The sequence below is a fragment of the Nitrospira sp. genome (genome assembly GCA_035968315.1).
Classification (GTDB): domain Bacteria; phylum Nitrospirota; class Nitrospiria; order Nitrospirales; family Nitrospiraceae; genus Nitrospira_D.
In genome coordinates this window covers 314612-341095 of the sequence record JAVYIN010000005.1, presented here as the reverse complement: position 1 = coordinate 341095, position 26484 = coordinate 314612, and the positions used below count along the sequence as shown (strand labels likewise).

20 protein-coding genes are annotated in these 26484 nt (G+C 60.8%); 15 read left to right on the top strand and 5 right to left on the bottom strand.

Going from position 1 to position 26484, the window contains the following annotated elements; all coding sequences use genetic code 11:
* Window positions 1–70: 70 nt before the first annotated feature.
* From RI101_05200 to RI101_05155, 10 genes are all read left to right on the top strand, one after another.
* Window positions 71–859 carry an isoprenyl transferase gene (locus RI101_05200; protein ID MEC4889438.1) on the top strand — a complete coding sequence of 263 codons (789 nt, stop codon included), beginning with the start codon at window positions 71–73 and terminating at the stop codon, window positions 857–859.
* Between the two features lie 5 nt (window positions 860–864).
* Window positions 865–1755, top strand: a complete 891-nt coding sequence (locus tag RI101_05195) for a phosphatidate cytidylyltransferase (GenBank protein MEC4889437.1) — start codon at window positions 865–867, stop codon at window positions 1753–1755.
* 12 nt (window positions 1756–1767) lie between these two features.
* A complete protein-coding gene (locus RI101_05190; GenBank protein MEC4889436.1) occupies window positions 1768–2928 on the top strand; it encodes a 1-deoxy-D-xylulose-5-phosphate reductoisomerase in 1161 nt (386 codons plus the stop codon).
* A gap of 73 nt (window positions 2929–3001) precedes the next feature.
* Window positions 3002–4393 carry an RIP metalloprotease RseP gene (gene rseP, locus RI101_05185; GenBank protein MEC4889435.1) on the top strand — a complete coding sequence of 464 codons (1392 nt, stop codon included), beginning with the start codon at window positions 3002–3004 and terminating at the stop codon, window positions 4391–4393.
* Between the two features lie 5 nt (window positions 4394–4398).
* On the top strand, window positions 4399–6114 hold the full coding sequence (locus RI101_05180; GenBank protein MEC4889434.1) for a proline--tRNA ligase: 1716 nt from the start codon (window positions 4399–4401) through the stop codon (window positions 6112–6114).
* A gap of 219 nt (window positions 6115–6333) precedes the next feature.
* Window positions 6334–8640, top strand: coding sequence for a GspE/PulE family protein (locus RI101_05175; protein ID MEC4889433.1), 2307 nt, complete (start codon window positions 6334–6336; stop codon window positions 8638–8640).
* 217 nt (window positions 8641–8857) lie between these two features.
* Window positions 8858–9553, top strand: a complete 696-nt coding sequence (locus tag RI101_05170; GenBank protein ID MEC4889432.1) for an OmpA family protein — start codon at window positions 8858–8860, stop codon at window positions 9551–9553.
* Between the two features lie 266 nt (window positions 9554–9819).
* Window positions 9820–11067: a hypothetical protein gene (locus RI101_05165; GenBank protein MEC4889431.1), complete on the top strand. Its 1248-nt coding sequence runs from the start codon at window positions 9820–9822 to the stop codon at window positions 11065–11067.
* A 48-nt stretch (window positions 11068–11115) separates the two neighbouring features.
* On the top strand, window positions 11116–11862 hold the full coding sequence (locus RI101_05160) for an OmpA family protein (protein ID MEC4889430.1): 747 nt from the start codon (window positions 11116–11118) through the stop codon (window positions 11860–11862).
* A 364-nt stretch (window positions 11863–12226) separates the two neighbouring features.
* A complete protein-coding gene (locus RI101_05155) occupies window positions 12227–12391 on the top strand; it encodes a hypothetical protein (protein ID MEC4889429.1) in 165 nt (54 codons plus the stop codon).
* Window positions 12392–12441: 50 nt separating this feature from the next.
* Here RI101_05155 and RI101_05150 read toward each other — a convergent pair whose 3' ends face one another.
* Both RI101_05150 and RI101_05145 read right to left on the bottom strand, forming a co-directional pair.
* Window positions 12442–12780, bottom strand: coding sequence for a hypothetical protein (locus RI101_05150; GenBank protein MEC4889428.1), 339 nt, complete (start codon window positions 12778–12780; stop codon window positions 12442–12444).
* A 60-nt stretch (window positions 12781–12840) separates the two neighbouring features.
* Window positions 12841–14115, bottom strand: a complete 1275-nt coding sequence (locus RI101_05145) for a DEAD/DEAH box helicase (protein MEC4889427.1) — start codon at window positions 14113–14115, stop codon at window positions 12841–12843.
* Window positions 14116–14434: 319 nt separating this feature from the next.
* Here RI101_05145 and RI101_05140 point away from each other — a divergent pair, with 319 nt between their 5' ends.
* The 5 genes from RI101_05140 (at window position 14435) to RI101_05120 (ending at window position 16954) form a co-directional block, all read left to right on the top strand.
* Window positions 14435–15313 (top strand): fatty acid desaturase, encoded by an 879-nt coding sequence (locus RI101_05140; GenBank protein ID MEC4889426.1) that lies wholly within the window; start codon window positions 14435–14437, stop codon window positions 15311–15313.
* Between the two features lie 304 nt (window positions 15314–15617).
* Entirely contained in the window at window positions 15618–15908 is a 291-nt protein-coding gene (locus tag RI101_05135) for a hypothetical protein (protein MEC4889425.1), read from the top strand.
* A 278-nt stretch (window positions 15909–16186) separates the two neighbouring features.
* Window positions 16187–16315, top strand: coding sequence for a hypothetical protein (locus RI101_05130; protein ID MEC4889424.1), 129 nt, complete (start codon window positions 16187–16189; stop codon window positions 16313–16315).
* Window positions 16316–16359: 44 nt separating this feature from the next.
* Complete coding sequence (locus RI101_05125; protein MEC4889423.1) at window positions 16360–16623, top strand: RNA-binding protein; 264 nt, start codon at window positions 16360–16362, stop codon at window positions 16621–16623.
* A gap of 34 nt (window positions 16624–16657) precedes the next feature.
* On the top strand, window positions 16658–16954 hold the full coding sequence (locus tag RI101_05120) for a hypothetical protein (protein ID MEC4889422.1): 297 nt from the start codon (window positions 16658–16660) through the stop codon (window positions 16952–16954).
* 18 nt (window positions 16955–16972) lie between these two features.
* Here the strand turns inward: RI101_05120 and RI101_05115 are convergent, their stop codons facing one another.
* The 3 genes from RI101_05115 to RI101_05105 form a co-directional block, all read right to left on the bottom strand.
* Complete coding sequence (locus RI101_05115) at window positions 16973–17137, bottom strand: hypothetical protein (protein ID MEC4889421.1); 165 nt, start codon at window positions 17135–17137, stop codon at window positions 16973–16975.
* Between the two features lie 52 nt (window positions 17138–17189).
* Entirely contained in the window at window positions 17190–17483 is a 294-nt protein-coding gene (locus RI101_05110; GenBank protein ID MEC4889420.1) for a helix-hairpin-helix domain-containing protein, read from the bottom strand.
* Window positions 17484–17564: 81 nt separating this feature from the next.
* Window positions 17565–26366, bottom strand: coding sequence for a glucoamylase family protein (locus RI101_05105; GenBank protein MEC4889419.1), 8802 nt, complete (start codon window positions 26364–26366; stop codon window positions 17565–17567).
* Window positions 26367–26484: the final 118 nt, after the last annotated feature.

Genomic DNA, 26484 nt, shown 5'->3' with positions numbered 1-26484 from the left:
GTACCCCCGCCAGTAGACTTTGCTCACCTGCCCTTGTGTCTGTACAAGAAAGGACACCGACTCGATTCCCATGCAACCGTCATCTTCATCCCCCGGTTTGGAACAGCTTTCTGAACAGGATTTGACCGCCAAATTGGAGCCGGAACTGCTCCCGAAACATGTCGCAGTCATCATGGATGGCAACGGCCGTTGGGCGGAACTGCAGGGCCTCCCCCGCATCGCCGGTCACCGGGAGGGGATCAATTCCGTCCGTGAAATGATTACGCTCTGCCTCGAACTGGGCATCCAACACCTGACGATCTATGCCTTCTCCCAGGAAAACTGGAACCGGCCCATGCAGGAGATCTCAGCCCTCATGGGTCTGCTGGAACATTATCTCTCCACCGAACGGGCCAGCCTGATCGAGCAACGCATCCGCTTCCGCGCAATCGGACGCCTTGAGGCGCTTCCCGAGTCGGCCCGGCACTGGGTGAAAACCACAGAACAAGAAACAGCCCATTTGGACAAAATGCACCTGACCGTCGCCCTCAGCTACGGAGGACGCGCGGAAATCGTCGATGCCGTGCGTGGCATCGTCGCCGACACCCAGAGTGGAAAAATCAGGCCGGATCGGCTGGACGAATCCCTGGTGCAGCAGTATCTGTATACCCACCCGCTTCCTGATCCGGATCTCCTGATCAGAACCAGCGGCGAAACACGCATTAGCAATTTCCTGCTCTGGCAACTCGCCTATACCGAGCTCTATTTCACCGCCACGCCCTGGCCAGACTTCCGCCGGCGCGAATTTCTCCTGGCGCTGATCGAGTACCAGCGGCGTGAGCGCCGGTTCGGCCGGGTCCTGAGCGCGGTGTCATCATAATTCCCGTGGGCAATCTCGGAACCGTAGATCCCCCTGCCGATCGGCCGACACCGGCTCCGTCTGCGCCCGCCGCGGCCAAACGATTCGACATTCGACGGGTCTATACCGCCCTCATCGGCATCCCCATTGTCTACGGCATTATCCGCTACCTGCCCGCCTGGGGCGTGACCGCTCTGGCCGTATGCGGCGGCCTGCTGGCCCTGCTCGAATTGACCCGGATGTGTTTCGGCGACCGGCGCAACCGGGCATTGCTCGGCATCGCTCTCGGCCTGACCGCCTTGCTCATTGCCAGCCCCCACGGCACAGTTCCCGTCATCGCGATAGTCTTGCCGGGCATGCTGCTCGCGCTGCTGGCCATGCTGTTGTCCTCGAACCCGCTTGAATCGCGTTTTCGAGACACGACCGTCGCCGTATTTGGCTCGCTCTATGTTGGGCTGACCCTGAGCACGCTGGTCTCAACACGCACCTTGCCCGGGGGAGAATGGCTGATTGTGTGCATCGCCCTCGTCACCTGGGCCGGCGACATCGGCGCCTACTATGCCGGCACCTTGTGGGGACGACATCCGCTGGCCCCCTCGATCAGTCCGAAAAAGTCCTGGGAAGGATTGGCGGGAGGGCTCGCGCTCTCTCTGCTTGTCGCCCTGCTCGCGCAGTTCTGGCTGGTTCCGCAATTGACCGTTGCGGATGCGCTGATCCTGGGCCTCCTCATGACCGGAACCGGCCTCCTCGGAGACCTCTGTGAATCAGCCATCAAGCGCAGCGTCGGCGTCAAAGATTCCGGCGGCTTGCTTCCCGGTCACGGCGGCATGCTCGATCGCCTGGATAGTCTCTTGTTCACCGCCCCCACCTTCTACTACTATGTCACGCTGGTCCGCGGCCTCTCGCCGCTGCCCTAGGCAGGAGACGCTATGAAAACCATCATCATTTTAGGCTCGACCGGATCGATCGGCACCAATACGCTGGACATCGTCCAGCGATTTCCTGAAGAGTTCCGTGTCGCCGGCCTCACTGCCGGCAACAACATCGACAAACTCGAAGAACAGATTCGGATCTTCAAGCCCAGAGTCGTCGCCGTCTCCAATGATGCGGCCGCCGCGACGCTTCGGCAACGCTGTGCCGGCATCCCGGTCGACATCCTCGCCGGCGAAAAAGGCATCGCGGACGTCGCATCTTTGCCGGAAGCCGAAATGGTGATTTCCGCCATCGTCGGCGCAGCGGGGCTGGTCCCCACCCTCGCCGCGATTCGCACCGGCAAACACATCGCCCTCGCGAATAAAGAGCCCATGGTCATGGCGGGTAAACTCATGCAGGAGGAAGCCCGCAAACACGGCGTCAACATCTTCCCCGTCGACAGCGAACACAGCGCCATTTTTCAATCCCTGGTCGGGCATCGCCTCCAGGACGTCCGCCGCTTGATCCTCACCGCTTCCGGCGGGGCGCTCTGGACCTTGACGAAAGAGCAGCTGCGCGATGTCACGCCCGAGCGGGCCTTGCAGCATCCGAACTGGAAGATGGGCTCCAAGATCACGATCGATTCCGCCACGCTGATGAACAAAGGGCTGGAAGTCGTCGAAGCCCGCTGGCTGTTCGACATTCCAGAATCACGCATCGAGGTGCTGGTCCATCGGGAAAGCATCATTCACTCGCTGGTGGAATACGAAGACCGCTCCATGATCGCCCAGCTCGGATTGCCGGATATGCGCACGCCCATTTCCTATGCCATGCGCTATCCGGAGCGGCTCCCCCTGGATCTGCCCTCCTTGGACCTGGCCGAAGTGGGGAAATTGACGTTCTGCAAGCCCGATCACGAACGATTCCCCTGCCTCCAGCTCGGCTATGAATCGCTGCGGATCGGCGGCACGATGCCGGCGGCGATGAATGCCGCCAACGAGATCGCGGTCGAGGCCTTCCTTCAAAAAGGCATCCGGTTTCTCGAAATCGCCGAGGTCATTCGACAGACCATGGACGCGCATGCCCCCAAAGAAATCCACTCCTTGGAAGACGCGCTCGATGCGGATCGGTGGGCGAGAGACAAAGCCGAATCGCTGGTTCACGCCTTGCCGCGCTGACCGGTCATTTTGACTTTTACCGGATGAATGTTAGATTAAGATCCTGAACCTTTCACACTGAGCACCAACTATTATGATATCCGCCTTTACCTGGTCCCCCGATACGCTCTGGATCTTGATGCAAAAAGCCTGGTGGTTCCTCGTCGTGCTCGGCGTCCTCGTCGCCTTCCACGAACTGGGGCACTTTCTGGCCGCCCGCTGGGTCGGCGTCAAAGTCTTGAAATTCTCTCTGGGATTCGGCCCAAAAATTTTTGGCCGGCAAGTGGGGGAAACCGAATATCTGCTCTCCGCCATCCCCTTGGGTGGCTACGTGAAACTCTTCGGCGAAGATGAAACCGAAGCGACCACGCAGGAAGACCGGCGCCGGTCCTTTGCCCATCAGGGCTTATGGGGCAAAGTCCTGATTGTCGCCGCCGGCCCAGGCTTCAATTTCATCCTCGCCTATCTGATTTTTGCCGGCTGGCTCTCGACGGGCGCGCCCTTGTTCGTGCCCACGTTCCGCGACCTGAGTCCCGATATCGAAGCGCTCGTTCCCGGCTCACCGGCCGCATCGGCTGGCATGGAAATCGGCGATCGCATCACCAAGGTCAACGGGAAAGACATCTCGACCAGAACGGAATTGCTGGACGCCGTCGCGCAAAGCAAGGGCCAACCCCTCACGATCGAAGTCAAGCGCGATGCCCAGGTCAAGCCCCTGACCGTCACTCCGGTGCCGGTGCAGGGCCAGCCTTCAGAAACGGCTGACACCGCCTACACCATCGGCGTCGAAGAAACGCCCCCCCTGGTCACGTCCGTGATGCATGGATTGCCTGCCGCGACCGCCGGGTTCCAGGCCGGAGACCGTGTCGTGGCCATTGAAGGCCAGCCGATCTATACCTGGCTCCAAATGACGACCATTGTGCGGGATAATCCTGCCAAACCCTTGCAAGTGGATATCCTTCGCGACGGACAGCGCATTCGCCTCAGCGTGACGCCGTCAGCCGAAAAAGCCACCGTCAACGGGCAATCCATCGAGGTGGGGAAAATCGGCATTTCCGGCCCAGGCCGCTCGCTGATGCACGCGAACAACCCGCTGCAAGCGGTCTATCAGGGACTCGATGCGACGTGGGGCTGGACGGAATTGACGGCGGTCGGGCTCTATAAAATGGTCGTGGGCGATATTTCGAGCAAGAATATCGGCGGACCGCTGACGATCGCGAACATCTCCGGAGAAGCCGCCTCACAAGGCGCCTCCAGCGTGGTCTTCCTGATTGCCATCCTCAGCATCAATCTCGGGGTGCTCAATCTCCTTCCCATTCCGATTTTGGACGGGGGGCACTTGCTCTTTTTCCTCATTGAAGGCATCCTGCGGAAACCACTCGGCGACCGGCAGCGGGAAATCGCCCAACAAGTCGGGTTGGTCTTGCTGGTCGGCGTCATGATTTTCGCTTTTTGGAACGACATCGAACGACTCTTCCTTCGCTAACACCCATGAAAACATCCCAGCTCCTGATCCCCACATTACGGGAAGTTCCCGGTGAGGCTGAAACTGTCAGCCACAAACTGATGCTGCGCGCCGGCATGATCCGGAAAGTCGCCGCCGGCATCTACACCTATCTCCCCCTCGGCCTGCGCGTGATTCGCAAGGTCGAACAGATTATCCGCGAGGAGATGAATCAGGCCGGCGCCCAGGAAGTGCTCATGCCGATGGCCTCTCCCGCCGAACTCTGGCGCGAAACAGGCCGTTGGGATTTTTACGGGAAAGAGCTGTTGCGGTTTAAAGACCGGCACGAGCGGGATTTTTGCCTGGGGCCCACGCACGAAGAAGTCATCACCGACCTCTTCCGCCGGGAAGTGAAATCCTATCGGCAACTGCCGATGAACTTCTATCAGATCCAAACGAAGTTCAGAGACGAGATCCGCCCGCGGTTCGGCCTCATGCGCGGACGAGAATTCCTCATGAAGGACGCGTATAGCTTCGATCGCGATGACGCCGGCGCCAGGCTGAACTATCAGAAGATGTATGACGCCTATCACCGGATCTTTACCCGCTGCGGCCTGACATTCCGCGCCGTGGAGGCGGACACCGGACTCATCGGCGGCAGCTCATCGCACGAATTCATGGTCTTGGCCGATACCGGCGAGGAAACCGTCGTCTACAGCGACCAGGGCACCTACGCCGCCAACGTCGAACGGGCGGAAGTCCTGCCTCCAAGTCAGACCGAACAGGATGCCCTCAAGCCCCTGCACACCGTCTCCACGCCGAATTGCCGCAGCATTGAAGAGGTCACAGCCTTTCTCAAGATCTCCCCGGCCCGCCTCGTCAAAACGCTGCTCTATACAACGGGAAAAGAGACCGTGGCCGTCCTCGTGCGAGGCGATCATACGGTCAACGAAATCAAGCTCAAGAAAGTGCTGGGCGTGACGGACATCGAACTGGCCGGTCCGGCCACCGTTGAGAAATCCACCGGAGCCCCGGTCGGGTTTGCCGGCCCTGTCGGGTTACAAGGCATTCGAATGTTTGCCGACCATGCCGTTCCCGCCTTGCGTAATGTGGTCGTCGGCGCCAACCGCCTCGACACGCATTATGTCGATGCCAACTGGGAGCGCGACTTCAAGGCCGACCAGGTCCTCGACCTCCGCAACGCACAGGCCGGCGATCCCTCCCCTCGACAGGACGGCACGCTGAAAGCGACCAAAGGCATCGAGGTCGGGCACGTGTTCATGCTCGGCACAAAGTACAGCAAGGCCATGAACGCCACGTTCCTGGATCCGCAGGGCAAGGAATGTCTGGCCGTCATGGGCTGCTACGGCATCGGGGTCAGCCGGTCCGCGGCCGCCTCGATCGAGCAAAATCACGACGAGCGCGGCATCATCTGGCCTTTCCCCATCGCTCCGTTCCATGTCCATCTGATCCCGGTCAGCCAATCGGACAAGACCGCAGAAGCCACCGCCGCGATCTATGCGGACCTTGTGGCGGGCGGATTCGAAGTGCTCTGGGACGACCGGGAAGACCGCGCCGGCGTCAAGTTCAACGATGCCGATCTCATCGGCGCCCCCTTCCAAGTCGTGGTTGGCGACAAAGGATTGGCGGAAGGCGTCGTGGAAGTCAAAATCCGTCGATCCGGAATCAAAACTCGCATCGCGCCGGCTGAACTGCTGCCGCATCTCCGCGCCGCAATCCCTGCGACCAATCCCCAGCCATAATTATCCGCCCGCTCTTCCGGTGAGTCCTTCGTGCACCGTCCTATTCCTGCTTGAATAAACTTGTCTTTTCCTTGCCTTCCCATGCCATTGGGCTAGACTGACCTTCATTGAGCAATCTGCGCCGCTTCTTCGGGAAGCCGGCTGCTCATGACGCGAACCACGCGCCCATTTGGTTCACAACGCTGAGCGAAACAGAACTGCCGGGACGCAGGCAATCCAATGACGCCAAACCTTCAAGAACTGCAGCCAAAAGCCGAGCATGCCGAGCACGTCAAACGGATTACGACTCAAATCAACGCGGCCACCGACCTCGATCACATTCTGCTCGACCTGCATAAAGAGATTCTTGGCTTATTCGACGCCGAAGACCTGACACTCTTTGCCTTCGACTCAGAAAAAAAAGAAATCTTTTCCAAAGTCCTGCAAGTCGATGGTGTCCAAGAAGTCCGTATTCCCATCTCGGAGCAAAGCCTCGCCGGTTTTTGCGCCAAATACCTGCGCCCCGTCAATATCGCCGATGCCTATAATCTGGCCGAGCTCCAAAGCATCCATCCAGCCCTGCTTCATGACACCTCCTATGACAAAAGCACCGGGTTTAAGACCAAACAGGTCCTGACCTATCCGATCGTTGCCGACAATAAATATCTGATGGGCGTCCTCCAGCTCCTGAACAAGAAAAGCGGCAGCCGCTTTACCAGGAAGGATGAGGAGTCGGTCGCCGAAATCGCCAAAGCCCTGGGCATCGCCTTTTTCAACCTCCGAAAAGTCACCAAAAAGAATCCGACCAAGTTCGACCTCCTCGTCACAAATAACCGCATCGCCCAAAATGATCTTGAGAACGCCCTCGCGGAGTCCCGCAAAGGGATGAGTGACCTCGAAAGCATTCTGATCGAAAAGTACAAGGTCCCCAAACTCGACCTGGGGAAATCGCTCGCCCAATTTTTCAAATGTCCCTACATCGAATACAGCGAACGCACCCTCGTCGATATTGAGCTGCTCAAAAATCTGAACGTCGATTACTTGAAAAAGAACCACTGGATGCCGCTCAAGCGGGATCGCACGGCGATTGAAATTCTGACCGATGACCCTGGCGATCTGGACCGCGTCCAGGACATCAAACGCACGTTCCCCGGGCTCAATATCCGCTTTGCCGTCAGCCTGCGCCGCGACATCGCCCAATTCCTCGCCTCCGCCACAGGGCAGAGCGATACAGGGGGGGGCCGCAAACTTGACGAAAATGTCTCCGACATTCTCGGCGAACTTGTCACCGAGGCCCAGGCTGAGGCGATGGAGGATGCGTCTGGGGGAAGCGGCCTGGATGAAAATGACAGTGCGATCGTGCGTCTGGCCAACCAAATCATCGCCGACGCCTATCGCCAGAACGCTTCGGATATTCACATCGAACCCTATGGAGAAAAGCGCGAAACACTGGTCAGGTTCCGGGTCGACGGCGACTGTTTCGAATACATGAAGATTCCGCAAAGCTACCGGCGCGCCATTGTCTCCCGCCTCAAAATTATGGCGAGTTTGGATATTGCCGAGCGGCGGAAACCGCAGGACGGCAAGATCAAATTCAAGCTGAATGAAACCAAGGAGATCGAACTCCGCGTCGCCACGCTGCCCACCGCGGGCTTCAACGAAGACGTGGTCATGCGTATCCTGGCGGCCAGCGAACCTCTGCCGCTCGACAAGATGGGGTTCTCGGATCGCAACCTCAAAGGCATCAAGGACATTTCCACAAAACCCTACGGCATCATTTTGTGTGTCGGACCGACCGGATCAGGGAAAACGACCACGCTGCATTCCGTGCTGGGCAACATCAATACTCCGGACATTAAAATTTGGACCGCGGAAGACCCCGTCGAAATCACGCAATACGGACTGCGCCAGGTCCAAGTCCAGCCCAAAATCGGCTTCACGTTCGCGGCCGCGATGCGCGCCTTTCTCCGCGCCGACCCGGACGTCATCATGGTCGGTGAAATGCGAGACAAGGAAACCGCCGATACCGGCATTGAGGCTTCGCTGACCGGCCACTTGGTGCTCAGCACCTTGCACACCAATAGCGCGGTGGAAACGGTCACCCGTCTTCTGGACATGGGCTGCGATCCCTTCAGTTTTGCCGATGCCATGCTCGGCGTCCTCGCGCAACGGTTGGCCCGCCGGGTCTGCAAAGACTGCAAGGAACAATATGTGGGCAGTCCGGTAGAGTATGAGGAAATCCGGCAAGGCTATGGGCCAGAATATTGGGACAAACTCGGCATCAAACAGGACAATACCTTCCGCTTGACCCGAGGAAAAGGATGCGAGACCTGTAACCGATCAGGATTCAAAGGGCGGGTTGCGTTGCATGAGCTCCTGCTCGGATCGGATAAGATGAAACGGATGATCCAAGAAAAGGCCCGGACCGAAGATATGTTGCGAGCGGCCCTCGAAGAAGGGATGACGACCTTGATGCAAGACGGGATTCAGAAAGTTCTACAGGGTCACACCACCTTTAAAGAAGTCAAGGCGGTGGCGATCAAGTAACTATTCTCCGACGAACTGGATAGACCTTCCCTCAAGGCCCGGACTCCTCCAAGGAACCCGGGCCTTGACGCATGGACCCTCCCAATATAACCCTCCTATGACGAAAGTTGACAGTGAGAGGCCTCTACGACTAGCTCCGCATAGCCGAGTGTATTATTCTACCCGCGAGACCGACGATCCAGTCAGTCTCGCACAAGCCAAGAGGAGAAGAGAGGATATGACGAACGTCCATCGAATCATTGCACTCAGTGTATCAAGCGGCCTGATCCTAACCGGCTGCGCGGAAGAGGACCCCTATATGAAGACGAAGATCGGGGCGGCGATCGGCGCGGTAGTCGGCGCAGGGGCAGGAGCCGCCATCGACAAGAAGAATCGGGGGCGTGGAGCGGCGATTGGCGCGGCGGTGGGAGTGCTGGCCGGCGGTGGGGTCGGTCTTTACATGGACAAACAGAAGAAGGCCATCGAGGAGAAGCTTGCCAAGGAACTCCAATCCCACGACGTCGAGCTCAAGAAGCTTCCTGACAACAGCATCCAGGTTGACGTCAAAAGCGAAGCCTCCTTCGCCATGGGCAGCACAGAGATAAAATCCTCCTTTCACGACGTCTTGGCAAAACTTGGCGGTGTGGTCACGCAGTATGACAGCACCGCCGTCCATGTCATCGGCCACACCGACGATCAGGGAACCGCCGCCTTTAACCAACAGCTCTCGGAACAACGGGCGCAGGCCGTCGCCGCACAGCTGTTGAGCGCCGGCGTCCATCAAACCCGCGTCCTGACGGAGGGCCGTGGAGAATCTCAGCCGAAAGCCGCCAACACGACACCGGAGGGCCGCAGCCAGAACCGGCGGGTCGAAATCTACCTGAAACCCGTCGTCGAAGGCCAAGAAGCCGCCGCATTCGCGCCGCCCAAGTAAGCAACACAAGCTCGGCGTGGGATAGCCTCTGGCTATTCCACGCCACCCCTTTTCCTCTTCCCTCTACATCAGCCAGCCTCTGGCCTCGCATCCTCTTTGCCAGTACCATCCCGTAATCCATGCGCCAATAGATGCAGGCCACTCCCACCGCCTTTTCCCCTGGCATTCGGTGCCCAGTGCCCGGCACATTCTTCCCGCCCACACAAGCAGAGAATCGGCGCTGAAGACACATAGCCCATTCGGCGTACTATTTGAGCGCGCCATCGGTGGCACGAAAGTTGGACATCACAGCGGGAATGAACACCTCCTCATTCTTCGACCGGCTCACCCAAGACGTCGCCCCGCTCGGAACCTTGCACGCGCCGCTGCTCAGCTGGCTCGGCTCGATCGGCCTCCTCATCTTTTTTGCCTGGCACATCATCCAGCTCTCCCGCCACACCGCACAGGCCCGGCAGCCATTTCAACGGCTCGGTGAGACGCTGGCGCCCTTGGTGCAAGAACGCCAGCGCCAAGCCACGTCCCGCTTCCCGCACCATCGCCGAACGATGAGCGCCAACGGGCCGGTTGCCGAGCTCAATCATCGTGATGGGCAAGACCTTCAACGAGTCGATACCGCCTTTCGGCAAGAGCCCCTCCTCGCGCAAGCCTGGAACCGGTATCGGCAAACCCTGGTCACCGAACAGGTACCCTGGTATGTCGAACCGCGCATATTCAGTTCCCGCGCCGCGCAGGACCTCTTCGCGCTGGACGCACTCTTCAGCAGCCGCATCAACCTCGCGTGGTATGGCCAGGTTCCCGCGCTCCTGACCGGTTTCGGCCTGCTCTTGACCTTTGTCGCCCTCCTGATCGGGCTCAGCAAGCTCCAGCTCCATACGGACGGACACACCATCGTCGGCATTCAAGGATTGATCAATGGCCTGGCTGGAAAATTTCTGACCTCCATTATCGGGCTGCTGTGCGCCAACCTGTTCACCTTCATTGAAAAACCGGCGATGTTCCGGCTGCTCGCGGCTCACCAGACCTGTATGCACCACCTCGATGAACTCTTCCCGCGAAAAACACTGGAACAACTGTTGGAAGGATTGCACGGCCTCTCCCAGGGAGAACCGCACGCGAACCAATTCGTCCGACACTCCGCGGAATCGTCCCTACCAACGGACGCTCTGACGCAGCCGATCCGGACCATGACGGACGCGATGCACACGCTGACCCAGGACCTTCGCACGCACCTGCTCTCGACGCAGCCCTCGCGCGAGTCCGATCCTGTGCAGATCCTGTCAGACAACTTAGCTCCGCTGATACAAGGCCTCACCGGCACCGTCGAACGGCTCACCGACATTTTGAATACGCAGCAACAGCAGCACTATGCCTCCACGACCCAGGTGAACCACCTGATCGATCAACTGACGGGACGGCTCAACAGCGAGCGCGAGCTCACCCACGCTCCGTCTCCCACTCCACAGCCAGGATGGTTCAGAAAAATCCACGCCGCCGGACGAGGGCTTCGCCCATGAGACTCGATCATCAGGCCGATGCGCGCATCGGCCGCCAGGAGCGTCGAGATGCCGTTTAACGAAACTTCGCACAAGTCCGTCGTCTCGCACACCACGACTAACGGCCTCATGGACTTGATGACCTCGCTTGCCATCATCTTCATCCTGCTCCTGGCGGCCTCCCTCGCGCCGCCATCGGATGCTGATGGCCCGCGAGCGGAAACGGTCACGACACCGGCCCGTGCCACAGTCCTGGAGCCGGATGTCCGCAGTGCCCTGCACAGGCATTTGCAGCCCTTCGGATTGTCCGTAGACGCCGATCCGCACGACCCGCTGCTGATGCACATCGTGATACCCGACGATCTGCTCAACTTCGAATTCGGCCAGAGCACGCTCACCAAGAGCGCCGAACGCTTTCTTCAGGAAATGATGCCCCGGTACGCCGCCGCACTGTGCGGTTCGCTCCGCGGCCACGTCGATTCGGTGGTGATCGAAGGACACACCGATGACCTTGGCCAGGACACCGTGAATTTACGGCTGAGCCAGGAGCGGTCTTTCCGGGTGATGGTGAAAGGACTCGACGTGATCGAGCGTGACGCTCCGTCGGTCGCCGCCTGCTTCCAGCGTATGACATCGGCCAGCGGACGCGGGAAGCAAGACCTCATTTACGATCCGGCCACAGGCGTTGACCGCGGCAAGAGCCGGCGAGTGATCTTCAAAATTCGCCTCCGATCGGACGAACAGCGGCGCCAGCTGGCGGAAGCGGCGCACCCTTCCCTGCAGAAGCCTGCCCATCGGGGCTCCGCGGCTTTCTAGCAACCGACGTCTCGCCTCTTTGTTCTCTGCCAGACCTGCGCATCGGCCGATCGGTCGTCGTTCCCATCGGCCCAAGAGGCTCGGTGCCGCTTTGACTGAACCAGCCCTTCATGGTACTGTGAAACAACAATCACGCAACGGGAATATCCCTCTCGCCCCGCTCCAGGTCTTCCGCGTGTTGTTTCACATGACCGACGTAATGATGCAGCCGCCATCCGCATCACACTGATGCACGTGAGATTCCTGCATCAGAGCCGTTAGGAAAGACCGCCGCAAGCCGACGGGGATTCGAGCAAGACGCCACAGGGCCGGCATTCACGAGATCACCAAGGAGGTCACCATCGCACGTCCAGGCAAAACGACCATGGCCAAGCGGGATCGCGAAAAATCGATTCAGGCCAAGCGGAAAGAAAAGGAAGAAAAGCGGATTATTCGCAAGAACGAAAAAGATGTCCGTGGGACGACGCCCGAAGGGGAAGACCCCGATTTGGCAGGACTCCGATGGGGGCCGCAAGCCCCTCTCTTTTAGCCAGACGCCGACGAGGGGACCGAGATCATCGGCCCCCTCCTCATGCGTGATTACGCAGGACGCACAAACCGATCCGCCCCAAACGCGCCGCGCAGCCGTTGCGTGATAAAACGGCGAAATTCCACTTTCTGCTTGAGCATCAAGACCAATCCCTCGGCATCCACCAGCACGAACAGATCGTCCTCGACGACCAGCGTCCGCGCTTGATCGCCCAGGTTGATCCGGTACTGCGTACGCCCGTCGGGATTTCGACCGGGGCCATTGACCAGCTCGGTCAGCCCATCAACGACACCTTCCTGATTGTCCGTCCGCAACCGCACTTTGGTCCCATCCGGGATCCTGATCCATGAGGTTCCTTTAGTGGCCGATGGGCTTTGCGTCTCAGGCATAACATCCTCTTCTAAAAGTAAATGAATGAGCGAGCGAGCGATCCATCTCGAGGCCCCTCGCTAATTTCCCGTCGTGCGCTGAACGGGCTGCTCGCCTCGCGGCGCGCCATGCCCGGCGTACCGGCGGTCTCGCTGCCCAGACGGACGCCCCTGCGCCGGCCGGCCCGAGCGCTGCAGCCCCCTCGGCGCATGGGAGCTCAACGATGGACTCGCACTCCCCGGCGCAAGCGGAACCGCATGCCCCAGCAGCTGCTCGATGGCCCGCAGTTGCAGCGAATCTTCCGCCGTCACAAAGCTCGTGGCCCGTCCGGTCGTCTTCATCCGGGCGGTCCGTCCGATGCGATGCACATAGTCTTCCGGAGAATTCGGCAAATCGAAATTGATCACATGGCCGATATTGGCCACATCGATGCCTCGGGCCGCGATATCGGTCGCCACCAGGACCCGAAAGGTCCCGCGCTTGAAGCCTTCCAGCGCAGCCCGGCGCTGCGAGAGGCTCCGATCGCCATGCAACACCGCCACCTTGTGCCCGACCCGGTCCAAAACCCGGCCCAGCTTGTCGGCGCGATGCTTCGTGCGCGTGAAGACCAGCACCGTATCCTGCTCCTGCCCCAGCAGCGCCACCAGCAAATCGGCTTTGCCGTCATGGGTCGTATGGTGCAAGGCCTGCGTGACGCCGTCCGCCGTCGTGGCAGAAGGCGTGACCATCACCTTGACCGGATTATTCACGCTCGCCTGCACGAGGCGGGTGAGATCCGCCGGCAGCGTGGCCGAGAACAGCAAGGTCTGCCGTTCTTCCGGAAGCGCATCGAGAATCTGATTGATCTGCGGCGCAAAGCCCATATCCAGCATCCGGTCCGCTTCGTCCAAGACGAGGATCTTGATCGGCGCCAGATTGACCGTGCCGTTCCACATATGATCGAGCAACCGGCCCGGTGTGGCCACGATAATGTCCGGCCGCTGCCGGAGTCCGCGCACCTGGGCCTGCATATCGGCGCCACCCATAATCGCGGTAGCGGAAATGCGGCGGCCGGCGCCAAGCTTCTCGATGGTGGCCAGAATCTGCAGCGCCAGTTCGCGCGTCGGCGCGAGAATCAACGCTTGCGGCTGGCCTTTCGGCAAGACCGCCAATCGCTCGATAATCGGGATGACGAACGCCGCCGTCTTTCCCGTTCCGGTCTGCGCGCAGCCGATGACATCCCGGCCGGCCATTGCAGGCGGAATGGCCTGGGTTTGAATGGGAGTTGGGGAGGTGTACCCGGCCTTGACGAGGTCGCCCAATAACGCCTCAGACAAGCCCAGAGCATGAAAATTCTCGTGAACAGACGTATCCACTGCACTATCCTTTCAGTTTGATCGCATTATGACGGGATCAGAGAACCGAGGGGAGAAACAACCGACGAAGGGTGCAACTCCAGACTGGACCTGGTCGCGATGCGATCGCGAAGTCCGTTATGGTGTGAACATTGCCTCGCCGGACTACTGCGAAACCAATGTATCCACAACATACAGCATGACCGTTCAGCCGTCAACCTCTTGCACAGTTTGAAAAAAGAACGTGCTCCGCTCTTCACAACGGATCACGCGCTAGAGTAGTCGCCATCTGTATCCGTCTGTGCTATCGTAATCGGGAAATATAAAGGGACACATCACGATGACCACCACTGCAGTTCCCATTCGATTGGCCCGCCGTTATCACGTCGGCTGGACCGTGGTGCTCTTTCTCTCCATTGTGGCCGGCGCCTTGCTGGCCATTCCGACTTACGCCTATTTCTACGACTACTCCTGGCTCGACTGGACGCTCTTCGGCATTCTGTACATGGTCAGCGGGCTCGGCATCACAGTCGGCTATCACCGGCTCATGTCCCATCGCAGTTTCGACTGCCCGAACTGGGTCAAAGGGGCCCTCCTCATCGCCGGAGCCTGGGCTCTGCAAAACAGCGCCATCAAATGGACCGCCGACCATCTCCGCCATCACGCCCAGTGCGATCAAGAAGCCGATCCGTACAACGCCCAGCTCGGATTCTGGCACAGCCACTGCGGCTGGCTCTTCGCGGAGCGAAAGCATGATGATATCCAGTATGCCTCGCGCGTCGCGCAAGATCCTGTCGCCATCTGGCAACACAAGTACTATGCCCTCATCGTCCTGGCCGGACTCGCGATGACCTTCCTCATCGGATTCATGGCCAACGGGCTCATCGGCGGCATCGGCTGCTTTCTTCTCGCGGGAGTGGGCCGGACGTTCGCCGTCTTGAACTCCACCTTTTGCATCAACTCCATCTGCCACCTCTGGGGGAGTCAGCCGCATGGATCGAAAGATTCCAGCCGGGATAGCTGGCTGGTTTCACTGATTACCTTCGGAGAGGGCTACCACAATTACCACCACATGTATCCCAGCGACTATCGCAACGGCCCTCACTGGTACGACTTCGACCCTTCCAAATGGCTCATTTACAGTCTGTATCTGCTGGGCCTCGCCTCTGGACTGCGCACGGCCTCCTATTCCGGAACCACATCCGCGCGGCCTTCGTAAGCCGCCGCCGGCATCACGCAAGAACCGCAGCCCCCACGGCCTCGGTTTGACTCCAACCCAGGCCCATGATAGGGTATGGCTTCGTACGAGCGAGATTCCTCCCTTCGCGCTCTCCCTTGTCACTCCCAGTCTCTGCGCGACAGTCGCCGTAGTGTAGCGGCGCTTATGCCGACTCCTGTTGAATGGTTATTCGTGCCATTCACGCGAGGAGGCATCCTGCATGGTGATCGACTCCGGTTTCTCCGTCGTGTGCCCAGGGATCACCCTGGCGCATATCTTACGGCCCTGTAGAAGGAGCATGTCCATGAAGATTTCGTCCGTCTGGAAAAGCGGCAAGACGACCAAGAAGAAGAACCGATCCGTCCATAAACCGAAGATCCGCTGGGAAATGCTGGGGCTGACCGATCCCAATCTTGTGGACAATTCCCCTTCCATCGAAACCATCAGACTCGAAGTGTCGTCTATGGCCCGATTCGGCATTGGACCGGACACGCGCTCACGCGTCGCGGCTCAGGAAAGTAAGTCCTTGGGACGAAACCATCCATCAGCGGCAAGCAGAACCAGCCGCCGCGGCGCAACCGGCGCCGCCGAGTAGAGCCGGGAGAGCGGCTTGGCGGCCGGAGTGCCGGCGTCCCGTAAATCCGCTGCGTGAGCGGGACGACGGCATACCACCCGCCCCAACTCGTCTCTTTCCATGCGTTGCACGGCAAACGGTTCCTGATGCCGTGACAGGCAGTGTTTCGGCCGCGCTGAGGCGCAGCCGGATCGACACGCCAGATAATTCAGACGCCTCGTTCACAGACATCACGGGATTAGAGACCCCACGCACTGCGCTCCTGGCGCAACTGGCATGAAAGAAAGGCCGTCCGTAGCATGCTCGTATTCCACAACCTTCTTCAGTGGTTCAGCCATAACCCGCTGGGTGCGGCCACCGTCGTCTATATCACCAGTGTGTGCGGCGTGCTGGTCTATGGCTATTTTGAGCCCAGAGATCCACGATAGCGCCGGAGGCCCAACAGGTCATGCCAGGGAGCATATGAATATCGATGGGGAAACGGGTTCTCTATGTCGGTGGACTATCGGAAGGCATCTCGGACATCGAGCTGTGCGACCTGTTCAGGAAATACGGAGCCGTGGCACGCGCCACCATCGTCCGGCACAAACACAGCGGCAAATCGGCGGGATACGGTTTTGTGGAAATGGGCTCCGGCGAGCAAGCCTTGACCGCGGCCCTCGCGCTGGAGGGCACGCAATTCGCCGGCCAATCGCTGCGGCTATACGTCACTCCGCATATCACGCACACGACATGAGCACGCAACACCACCTTGACAGGAGCAGGCACTGATGAGCCGCACCAATCTTGACCTTCTGATGACATTTCCCGACGGTTCACACCTGGTCATCAGCACGCAATGCTCGAAAGAGAAAGAGTTTTCCTGCGTGCTCTATACCGCCACGCTCGGGAAAGACGATCAGGCTACTTTTCAGATCGTCTCCAACCATCTGTCGGCCTCGACCAGCCTGCACGCGCAATCGCATGCCTATGACTACGCGCTGCGGCACTTTCCTCAGGCGAACGGCCTGTTGAAAAAGCCCCCGTACCTCATCTGGTCCGGTCCCCGAGCAACACTGAATCAGTAATCGCGCCCCCAGCCAAGACTAGGAGAACGGCAGGTGCGGCGGCACGTCGGCCTGCGTTGAGAGTTTCAACCCTTCAATCGCCCTCGCAACATCCGCCTCCGTCGATCCAAACCGGTCCCCCATCACCTTGATCGCCTGCTTGATAGCTGCCGTCATCTTCACAATTTGTTCGTCCGCTGTCATGCCCATCTCCCTTCGTCAATTTACTTGCCCACACCCATTCCCGCCTCTCCTATCATGGTTGCATCACCATGATCTGATCCTTCATCCCGTCATAGACATCCTGCGACAGCACGTGCCTTGTCACCAGATCCTCTGTCCGCTGATAGGGCCGACCCTGTACGATCTTCTTGGCGCACAACACTCCGCTGCCGTTCAGAGATTGAAGCCGTTTGGACGTCGCACAATTAATATCCGTCAATTTGTACGTCTGAAGCCCCAACTCGTCGGCAATCAGGTACACCTTTGCGGCAATCGCCTCAGCCCACCGATTGCTGGTTGTCATTGAGTGGACATTGCGTCCCATCATCAGTCCTCCTTTCAGTACACGCCGTCTCCCCTGCCTGCGAAGCAGACACAATGGATACGGTACGACACCACCCCGTGCGCATCACCCCAACACGATCCGAATGCGATGCGCGCCGTCGAAAACAAGCGGAATCCCTTCCCGGCCAGTCACCGGCTGCCCGTCCAACTCTGTCAGCGTCACGCCACGGCTCACATGGTGCGGATTTTCGACCGAGATGTCATAGACCGCTGAATGATACCGGAACTGAATGGAATACCCGGGCCAGTTATGTGGAATACACGGATCGATGCAGAGAGTCGCGCCCCGTAAGCGAAAGCCAAGCATTCCTTCCACACCGGCCCGATAGAACCAGCCGGCCGCCCCGCTGTACCAGGTCCATCCTCCCCGCCCGACGTGCGGAGGCTCGGCATACACATCCCCGGCGACCACATAGGGCTCGACTTTGTACCGTTGCACGTTTGCGCGCGAGGCAATGCGTTGAACAGGATTTAACAGGCGGAACAATTCGCCGGCCTTATCTCCATCACCCAGTGCCACGAATGCCAGCACCGTCCAGACGGCCGCATGCGTGTATTGGCCTCCGTTTTCGCGAATGCCCGGGAGATAGCCTTTGATATATCCGGGATCCATTGCCGTCTGGTCAAAAGGTGGCGTCAATAACCTGATCAGCCCGTCTCGCCGGTTGACCAGGTACTGATCCACCGCCGCCATGGCGCGCGCACCGCGGGCCGGGTCCGCTGCGCCGCTGATCACACCCCAAGACTGCGCGATCGAATCGATCCGGCATTCCTGGCCCGCCGCAGATCCAAGGGGCGTCCCATCGTCACAATACGCGCGCCGGTACCATTCTCCGTCCCACCCCTCCCGCTCGATCGCGGCCTTCAACGCGCTCACATGAAGCCGCCAGGCTTCTGCCCGCACATGCTCGCCTCGGGAGGCGGCCACTTTGGCAAACTCCCAGAGCACCGTATGCAGGAACCAGCCGAGCCAGACACTTTCCCCCCTGCCCTCCTGGCCGACACGATTCATCCCGTCATTCCAGTCTCCGGCGCCCATAAGCGGGAGGCCGTGACGGCCAACAGCCAGACTCCGGTCCAAGGCCCGCGCACAATGTTCAAAGAGCGTGGCGCGCGTCTCGGACACCCTTGGCTGAAAATAGGATTCCTGTTGCCCCTCCGCCAACCTCTCGCCTTCCAAAAAAGGCACCAGCTCATCGAGCACGGTCATGTCGCCCGTGACCTCAAGAAATTGAACGACCGCATACGGCAACCAGAGCAGGTCGTCGGAAATACGGGTCCGCACACCACGACCTGACGGAGGATGCCACCAGTGCTGCACATCGCCCTCGACGAATTGCCGGGCGGCGGCCCGCAGCAGATGCTCACGGGTCACATCGCGCGCCGCCACACTCAGGGCCATGACATCCTGAAGCTGGTCACGAAACCCGTAGGCCCCGCTCAACTGATAAAACGCCGCCCGCGCCCAGACGCGGCACACCAGCGTCTGATAGAGGGCCCAGCGGTTCAACATGACATCCGTGGCCCGCTCAGGCGTGCGGACCTGCACCGCACCCAACACGTCATCCCACCGACGGATCACGTCGCCCAGGAGCGCGTTCATATCCATACCGCGATACCGCTCGACCAAGAGACGCGACTGCTCCCGTCCCTCCGTCTGGCCAAGAAACCAGACGATCTCAGCCCGTTCGTCCGCCGCCAGCTCAATCGTCAATTGGAGCGCGGCACAGGGATCGAGGCCGGCGCCGACACGGCCAGACAATGTTCCTCCAAGCGCAAGCGCCAGCGGGCGCTCGGGAGTGCCATTGCGGCCAAGGAATTCCGCACGATCGCCGGTCCAGGACGTCTGCTTCCCTGCGAGATCGGAAAACGCGATGCGGCCGCCGAATTCACCGCTCCAGGCATTCCGCGCAAACAGCGCACCGGTCTCGGGATCCATCTCCGTCACGAGATACGGCGCGGAGTCGCTGCGGGAACTCCCCAACACCCACTCCGCATAGGCCGTAATGGACAAGCGCCGGGAACGGCCGGACAGATTCTGCAGCGTCAGTCTCGAAATCTTGATCGGGTCTTCAGGCGGCACACATTGCAGCAGTTCGGCCAGAATGCCATGCGACCCATGATGGAACCGGCTATAGCCCTGTCCGTGACAGGCGACATAGGGTGCCGGGTCATCGCGAATCGGAAGGGCCGTGGGACTCCATACCTCCTGTGACTCGTCATCGCGGATATAGAACGCCTCTCCGGATAGATCGGTTACCGGATCATTCGACCAGGGCGTCAGCTGATTCTCGTGGCTATTCAACGACCAGGTGAACCCCGAGCCAGATTCCGAAACCAGAAAGCCGAACGATGGGTTCGCAATCACGTTGACCCACGGGCGCGGCGTCCTCAGCCCTTCACCAAGCATCGTGACATACTCACGGCCCTCATCGGCAAAACCGCCCAGTCCGTTAAAAAATTCGAGGTTCCGGTCAGGCAAGGGCACATCCAGCCGTTTCTGAACACGCCGGATTGGCGCCGTGGGTGGCGGGGGGCTCTGCCGGCGCTGTAATCGGGTCACCTGCTCCGCCAACGAGCCCCGCCGGCTCAACAGCACAACCCGGGCCGCTTGCTGCAAGAGCAGCCGGTCTTGCGCAGAGAGCAGATCGGTCCGCAGGAGATAAATGCCGCCCCGTGGCGCTCCGGTATCAGGACAGAGGCGCAATCGGCTGCCTTTCACCAGCGCCTCCAGCGAGCCTTGCAGGCCCTGCTCGTATGACGACGCCTTCTCGTTCAGGATGACCACATCGGCCGCCAGCTGTCTCATGCGCCAATATTCATGGGCCCGAAGCAATTGCCGGACGAGATCGACATCCTCCGCCTTATCAACCGAGGCTAAGACGATGGGCAAATCACCGGAGATGCCATGGGCCCAGAGTGCCGTACGATCCAGCGTACTGTCGGCCAGCGTCTCTGCAGAGGGCCGCAGGGAGGCATCGGCATATAACACCGCATTCGCCAATCGCTGAAAGAGCTGCGCTTCACCGGTCTCAATGCCGAGATGATGCAGTTGGACGTGCGCCTGCGTCCAGGCCAGCGACACGGCCCGCTCAAATACCCTCGCATCGCAATACTTATCCGCCAGGTCCAGCACCTGCTCGCGAGTGGACCCGGCAATAGTTGAAAACACGACATGCACCGTCCCTCCAGCTGGCACACGCACCGTGCGGCGCAGACTCATCATAGGATCGAGGACGGACCCGGCTGTATTCGACAGCGGCCGGCCGTCCATCATCGAGACGGCCGTACGGACATGATGCCCGCGGCCCAAAAATCGGGCACGATCCGTTTCATATTCCAAGGCCCCCACCGTCTCCCCTTCGACCACCACCACATGAGCGAGCCAGACCGCCGGTTCCTCGTCTGACCGTCTGCGCCGAGTGGCGAGCAATGCCCCCACCTCCTGCACGAATTCCGTCTGCACAAAGAGATTGCCAAAAGCCGGATGGGCGACATCGGCCGCCTGCGGAGCCAGAGCCAGTTCGGCATAGGAGGTGACTTGCAGATCGCGGGCGCTGGCGCCCAGATTGCTGATCGAAAGGCGCCGGACTTCGGCATCATCCTCTGATGACACCACCACCTCGAGCGTGGTGCTCCACTTGCCATCCCGCCGGATAATCTCCGCGCGTTCTTCGCAAAACGTCACCTCATAGTCGTCAGGCTCGACGCCGCTGGGCTGATACCCCGCGGACCAGACACCCCCCGTCGTCATGTCGCGGAGAAATACATAGGCGCCCCAATTATCCCGCGTCGCATCCTCCCGCCAGCGCGTCACAGCCATATCCCGCCATCGGCTATAGCCCGAGCCTGCCGCCGTCACCATCACGGCATACTGCCCATTCGAGAGCAGATGGGTGCGCGGTGTCTCCTCATGCGGCGACGTCAATCGCCGCACGACCGGCGGAATGAGATCGCGGACCTGCGCCACGGCAGATACCTCGTCCGCTCGCGGCCTCGTCACCGGCACATCGCGCGGCGTGCGTTCCTGGAGCAGGAGCTCCGCCGCCCGGACCATCGGCTCGGCGTGAAAGCGGCTTCGCATCGCCCCGCCGTTCAGCACATTTGCGATGGCAATGAGCGTCATGCCCTGATGATGCGACATATAGGCCTGGATGACCGTCACCGATGCCCCGTCAGGAACGCGTGTGCCGGTATAATCCAGCGCCTCATAATAGCCATATGCGCCCCGTCCGCCGGCCTCGGCCAGTCGAGCGAATCCTTGCACCGCCGCGGCGGGATCGATCATGGCCGCGAGCGCCGTCGCATAAGGGGCCACGACGACATCGTCGATCAGACCGCGCTTGAGGCCAAGACCCGGCACCCCGAAGCTGGAATACTGGTAGGTCAAATCCAGATCTCTGGCATTGTAGGCCGACTCCGACACCCCCCAGGGCACGCCGCGTTCCGCCCCATACTGAATCTGCCGATGCACAATCAGGTCATAGGTCCGGCTCAGCAAGCTGCCAGGCGGGCACCGCATCACCAGCGCGGGCATCAGATATTCGAAGATCGAACCAGACCAGGACACCAGCGCGGAACCCGTCCCCACCGGCGTCAACGCCCGGCCCAAGTGAAACCAGTGCGAGGCCGGCACATCCCCCTTCGCGATAGCCAGAAAGCTCGCCAGCCTGGCCTCCGACGCCAATAAGTCGTAGCAGCTGGGATCCAAACTGTTGTCCGCCACACGATAGCCGATGGAAAGCAGCTTGCGCGTCGGATCGAACAAGAAGGCGAAATCCATGGCGCGCACCAGACGTTCCGCGTCGTCCGCCATTGCCGCGAGACGCCGGGTCAACAGCGTGACATCGGCAGCCGATTGCCGCAGCGCGTCAGCCAAGGCCGCAATCCGCCCCAAACTGACCCGGTGCGGCGCGGGAGTGCTGAGCCGTTCGCTCCGCAGGGAGTCGAGCGCACGGAGCGCGGCCTCACACCGTTCCGGCGCGCTGGCCAGCGTGGGAACGGGATGGAAGTGCGGCGCAATGACCGCCCACTCCGGGGACGGCCCAGAAGGTCCATCGAACAGAGCCGCAAGGTCTTTGTCACTGAAGCGGATCCAGGGAAGCACCAGCGCCGCGTCCCGAACATGGCTCTCGACGCAGACGCGGATCGCCTCGGCCCAGATGCGCAACTCCCCGTCCGGCCCTTCTCCCCGCTCCTGCGAGAGGGCCTGCGCCATATCGGCCACCGTACGGGAGACGGTATGCAGGTGGCCAATCCGGCTCGTCCACCCTGCGGCATCGCCCGGCCGCGACCGTAACGCGGCCGCCACCAGATCGACCGCCTGGCTCAACTGTTTGCGAGTCACCGTGTGTGTCTGTCGCTGATCCGGTATCTCTGCGAGTGCCTCGCGTAATAACTGGATGGCATCATCGATGCCGGCCAACAGATTGCCGTCGATAGAGGAGGACTGAATCAGTTCGCGGCATCCATTGCTCACGGCCACCAAATGTCCCGCGAGATTCCCGCTATCGACCGAGGACACATACTTGGGATCCAGCGGGCACAGCGTACGCGTGTCGTACCAGTTGTAAAAATGTCCGTGGCACCGCTCGAGACGGTGCATGGTGGCCAGCGTGGCGTCCAGCCGTTCGGCCGCCTCGACCGTCCCCAGCCAGCCCAGATCACGGGCGGCCAGGGTGGAGAGCAGATAGAGCCCGATATTCGTCGGAGATGTGCGATGCGCGACGACGGGTTTCGGATCTTCCTGAAAGTTATCGGGGGGCAGTGCATGGTCCTCCGAGGAGACGAACGTCTCGAAGAACCGCCAGGTCCGGCGCGCAATCAATCGCAGGGCTCTGGCATCCGCCGGGGACACCGGCTCGGCCCCGATCTGTGGAGGCGGCAGACTGACCCACCGCGCCACGGCAGGAGCCGCCACCCAGAGCAGGAGAAACGGAGCCGCAGCGGCCCAGGAACCCTCCCCTCCCCACACCGCCACTCCGCCGCCTGCCAGGACGGCCAGCGCCACACTGCCGGCCATGCGGCGGTACATCCCGGTCAAGTTGCACGTGTACGCTTGCTCGGCTTGCGCCGCTGTCACCCATTCCAGCATCGGCCGGTGCGTGATCGCAAGCCGTCCGAGCGTCCGAACAATCGCATCCATCATGAGCCAGGCCTGATGCGCGAGGAAGGTGGACGTCAAGCCGATTTGCGCCGCGGCCAACTTGAGGTCGGCGCCAACCCCTCGCAAATGAGTACGCAGCGCCACACCGGGCCGGCGTGGGTAGAGCCCGAGTACAACGGACACGAGCGAGGGAATCGCGATGGCGCTCAGAATACATCCGGACCACACCCAGGCCGATCCCTTCGGCAGCAGCCACCCGGCGATCAATGTCAGACAGGCCGTGGGAGCCGACAACGTACGGCGAAGATTATCGGCCATCTTCCAGCGGCCGATCGCGGGAATCGTGACCGGTCGAGCAGGCATTGAACCGGTGTGTCCGCGACCGAACAGCCAGGGCAGCAACTGCCAATCGCCGCGCGCCCAGCGATGCTGTCTGGCGGCCGCCGCTTCATAATGGGCGGGAAAGGCTTCGAACAGTTCGATGTCGGTCGCCAGGGCCGCGCGCGCGAACAGCCCTTCAAAGAGATCGTGACTGAGCATCGTATTATCCGGCACCTTCCCGGCCAGCGCCGCCTCGAACGCGTCGATCTCATAAATGCCCTTGCCGGTGTACGATCCTTCCCGAAACAAATCCTGGTAGACATCGGACACGGCCGAGGCGTAGGGATCGACCCCGCTGGGGCCGGAAAACGTTTGTTGAAAATAGGACCCCTCGCCGCTGCCCGGCAGCGACGGCGTAATGCGCGGCTGCACGACTCCATAGCCATCGAGCACACGACCGGCGCGCGGGTCGAACCGGGGCCGGTTCAGCGGATGGGCCATAGTGCCGATCAAGCGGTGCGCAGCTCCTCGCGGCAGCCGTGTATCGGCATCCAGCGTGATGACAAACCGGACCGATGGAATGACTTCGGGAGGATGCCCGCAGACGGATATGAACGTCGTGCTTGCCGAACCGCGCAGCAATTGATTCAACTCGTGCAGCTTGCCGCGCTTCCGTTCCCATCCCATCCAGAGATGCTCGGACTCGTTCCAGAGGCGACGGCGATGCAACAGCACAAAACGCGATCCGCCTCCGGCCGCGGGGCCATACCGCCGGTTCAGACGCGCGATCCCCTCGCCCGCGCTCGCCAGCAGCTCGGCATCGCCCGGCAGGCATTCACTCGGCGCATCTCGCCAGTCAGAAAGCAGCACGAAGCGCAAGTCCTCATCCGCATTCGCCAGATAGTGCACTTCCAACCGCTCGACGTGCTCCTCAATGCCCTGTGGATCCGTCAGCAGCGTGGGCACCACGACGATCGTCCGCAACTCTTTCGGGATGCCGTTGCGCAACGCCATGCGGGGCAAAGGCCGCGGACCGAGAATCGTCATCACGGTCCGATTGATCAGCGCCATCGCGACATCCGATGCAGGGACGAGGGCCAGAAGACCGAGCAAGGCGAGACCCGCGATGCCCACACCCGTGTGATCCGCGTACCACAGCGGCAAGGCCAGAACCATGGCGGTCACAACGGCCAGCGATCCCAAATAGCCAGGCGCCGACGCCTGGACATACCACCGCACCAGCCGCTGCTTCCAGGACTCCCGGTAGCCCAGTTCGCGTTCAAAGGCCCGGCGGCCTTGTGAGATGAGGTAATAGCCGGGATCCCGCTGCCGTTCCCGCTCCGGCTGTGCCGACGCATGAGCCTCAGCCCCCGCCTGCAGAGCGCGCTGCACCACACGCGTGGCCACGTCGATTTCAGAAAGCCCCGTGCCGCGCGAGAGATCTTCAACGCCATGCCGGTAGGTGTCTCGGGTGACAAAATCCATCTCGGCATAACCGGAAGCACGCCGCAACATCGCATCCACCAGGCTGACGTGCTCGACAAACTCCGCCCAGTCGAAAGCCGAGGTCAGCCGCATGCTGGTAATGACATTGCGCACGGTCACACTCATGGCCGCCTGTTGCTGATGCTCGGCATGCACCATGTCGTCGGCGGTCGTCCCCTGCGCGGCCAGCCGTTCGTCCAGCCACCGCAGCACAGGACGCACCTTGGGATCCAGGTCGCGAAGCCGCTGGACCAGCTGCACGGCAAACGCCGTGGCCAATGGCCTGTGTTCAAACCGGCGCAACGCCGTGGCCGGAGACTCAGGGGCCACCGCCCCGCTCCCCAGCAGGCTGTCTGCCAGTTCGTCGGCTTCCAGCCTGGCGGCGCGGCTCTGCACCATCCGTTCAGCCAGCCGGCGAAGGTTTTCGACGAGCACGACACGCAGCGAAATCGCCACGGCCCATAATTCCCCCATCGTCAGCGGTTGCACACGCTGATAGGCCACAACAAACCGGCGCAGCATGTCGGGATCGAACCGGCTGTCGGTGTGCGCGACGAATGCCCAGGCGACCCCGAATACCCGTGGATACTGCTGCAAATGCCCGGATGCCAGCTTCGGCAATTGCCGGTAATACCCAGGGGGCAAATCATCGACAATCTCGCGAAGCTGTTCATCCACAATGTGGAAATTATCGACCAGCCACTCCGCGGCAGGGGTAATGGCCTTCTCATCACGAATCGCGCGGGCGATCGTCCGGTAGGAATCCACCAACACCCGTCCATTCTCCAGGACGCGGGGCATGAGGAGTCCGCCCCGCCGGGAGTCGTCCGTCACAACCTGCGCCACCGCCAGACTCTCCGCATGCTGTTCAAGGCGCTCGGCGCCAAACAACTCGGCGCGTATCGGCTCGTTCAGCTCTGCACTCAAAGGAACAAATGAAGGCACTGTATCCATGGGTCTCCCTGTTCGATCCTGATGCTTCGGGAGCAATCCGCTGCACAAGCGGACGCAAGAAGTGTGCGATCGCGCGGCTCGATGGGAAGGGACGCACGCGACAGAGATCGAAGAATCG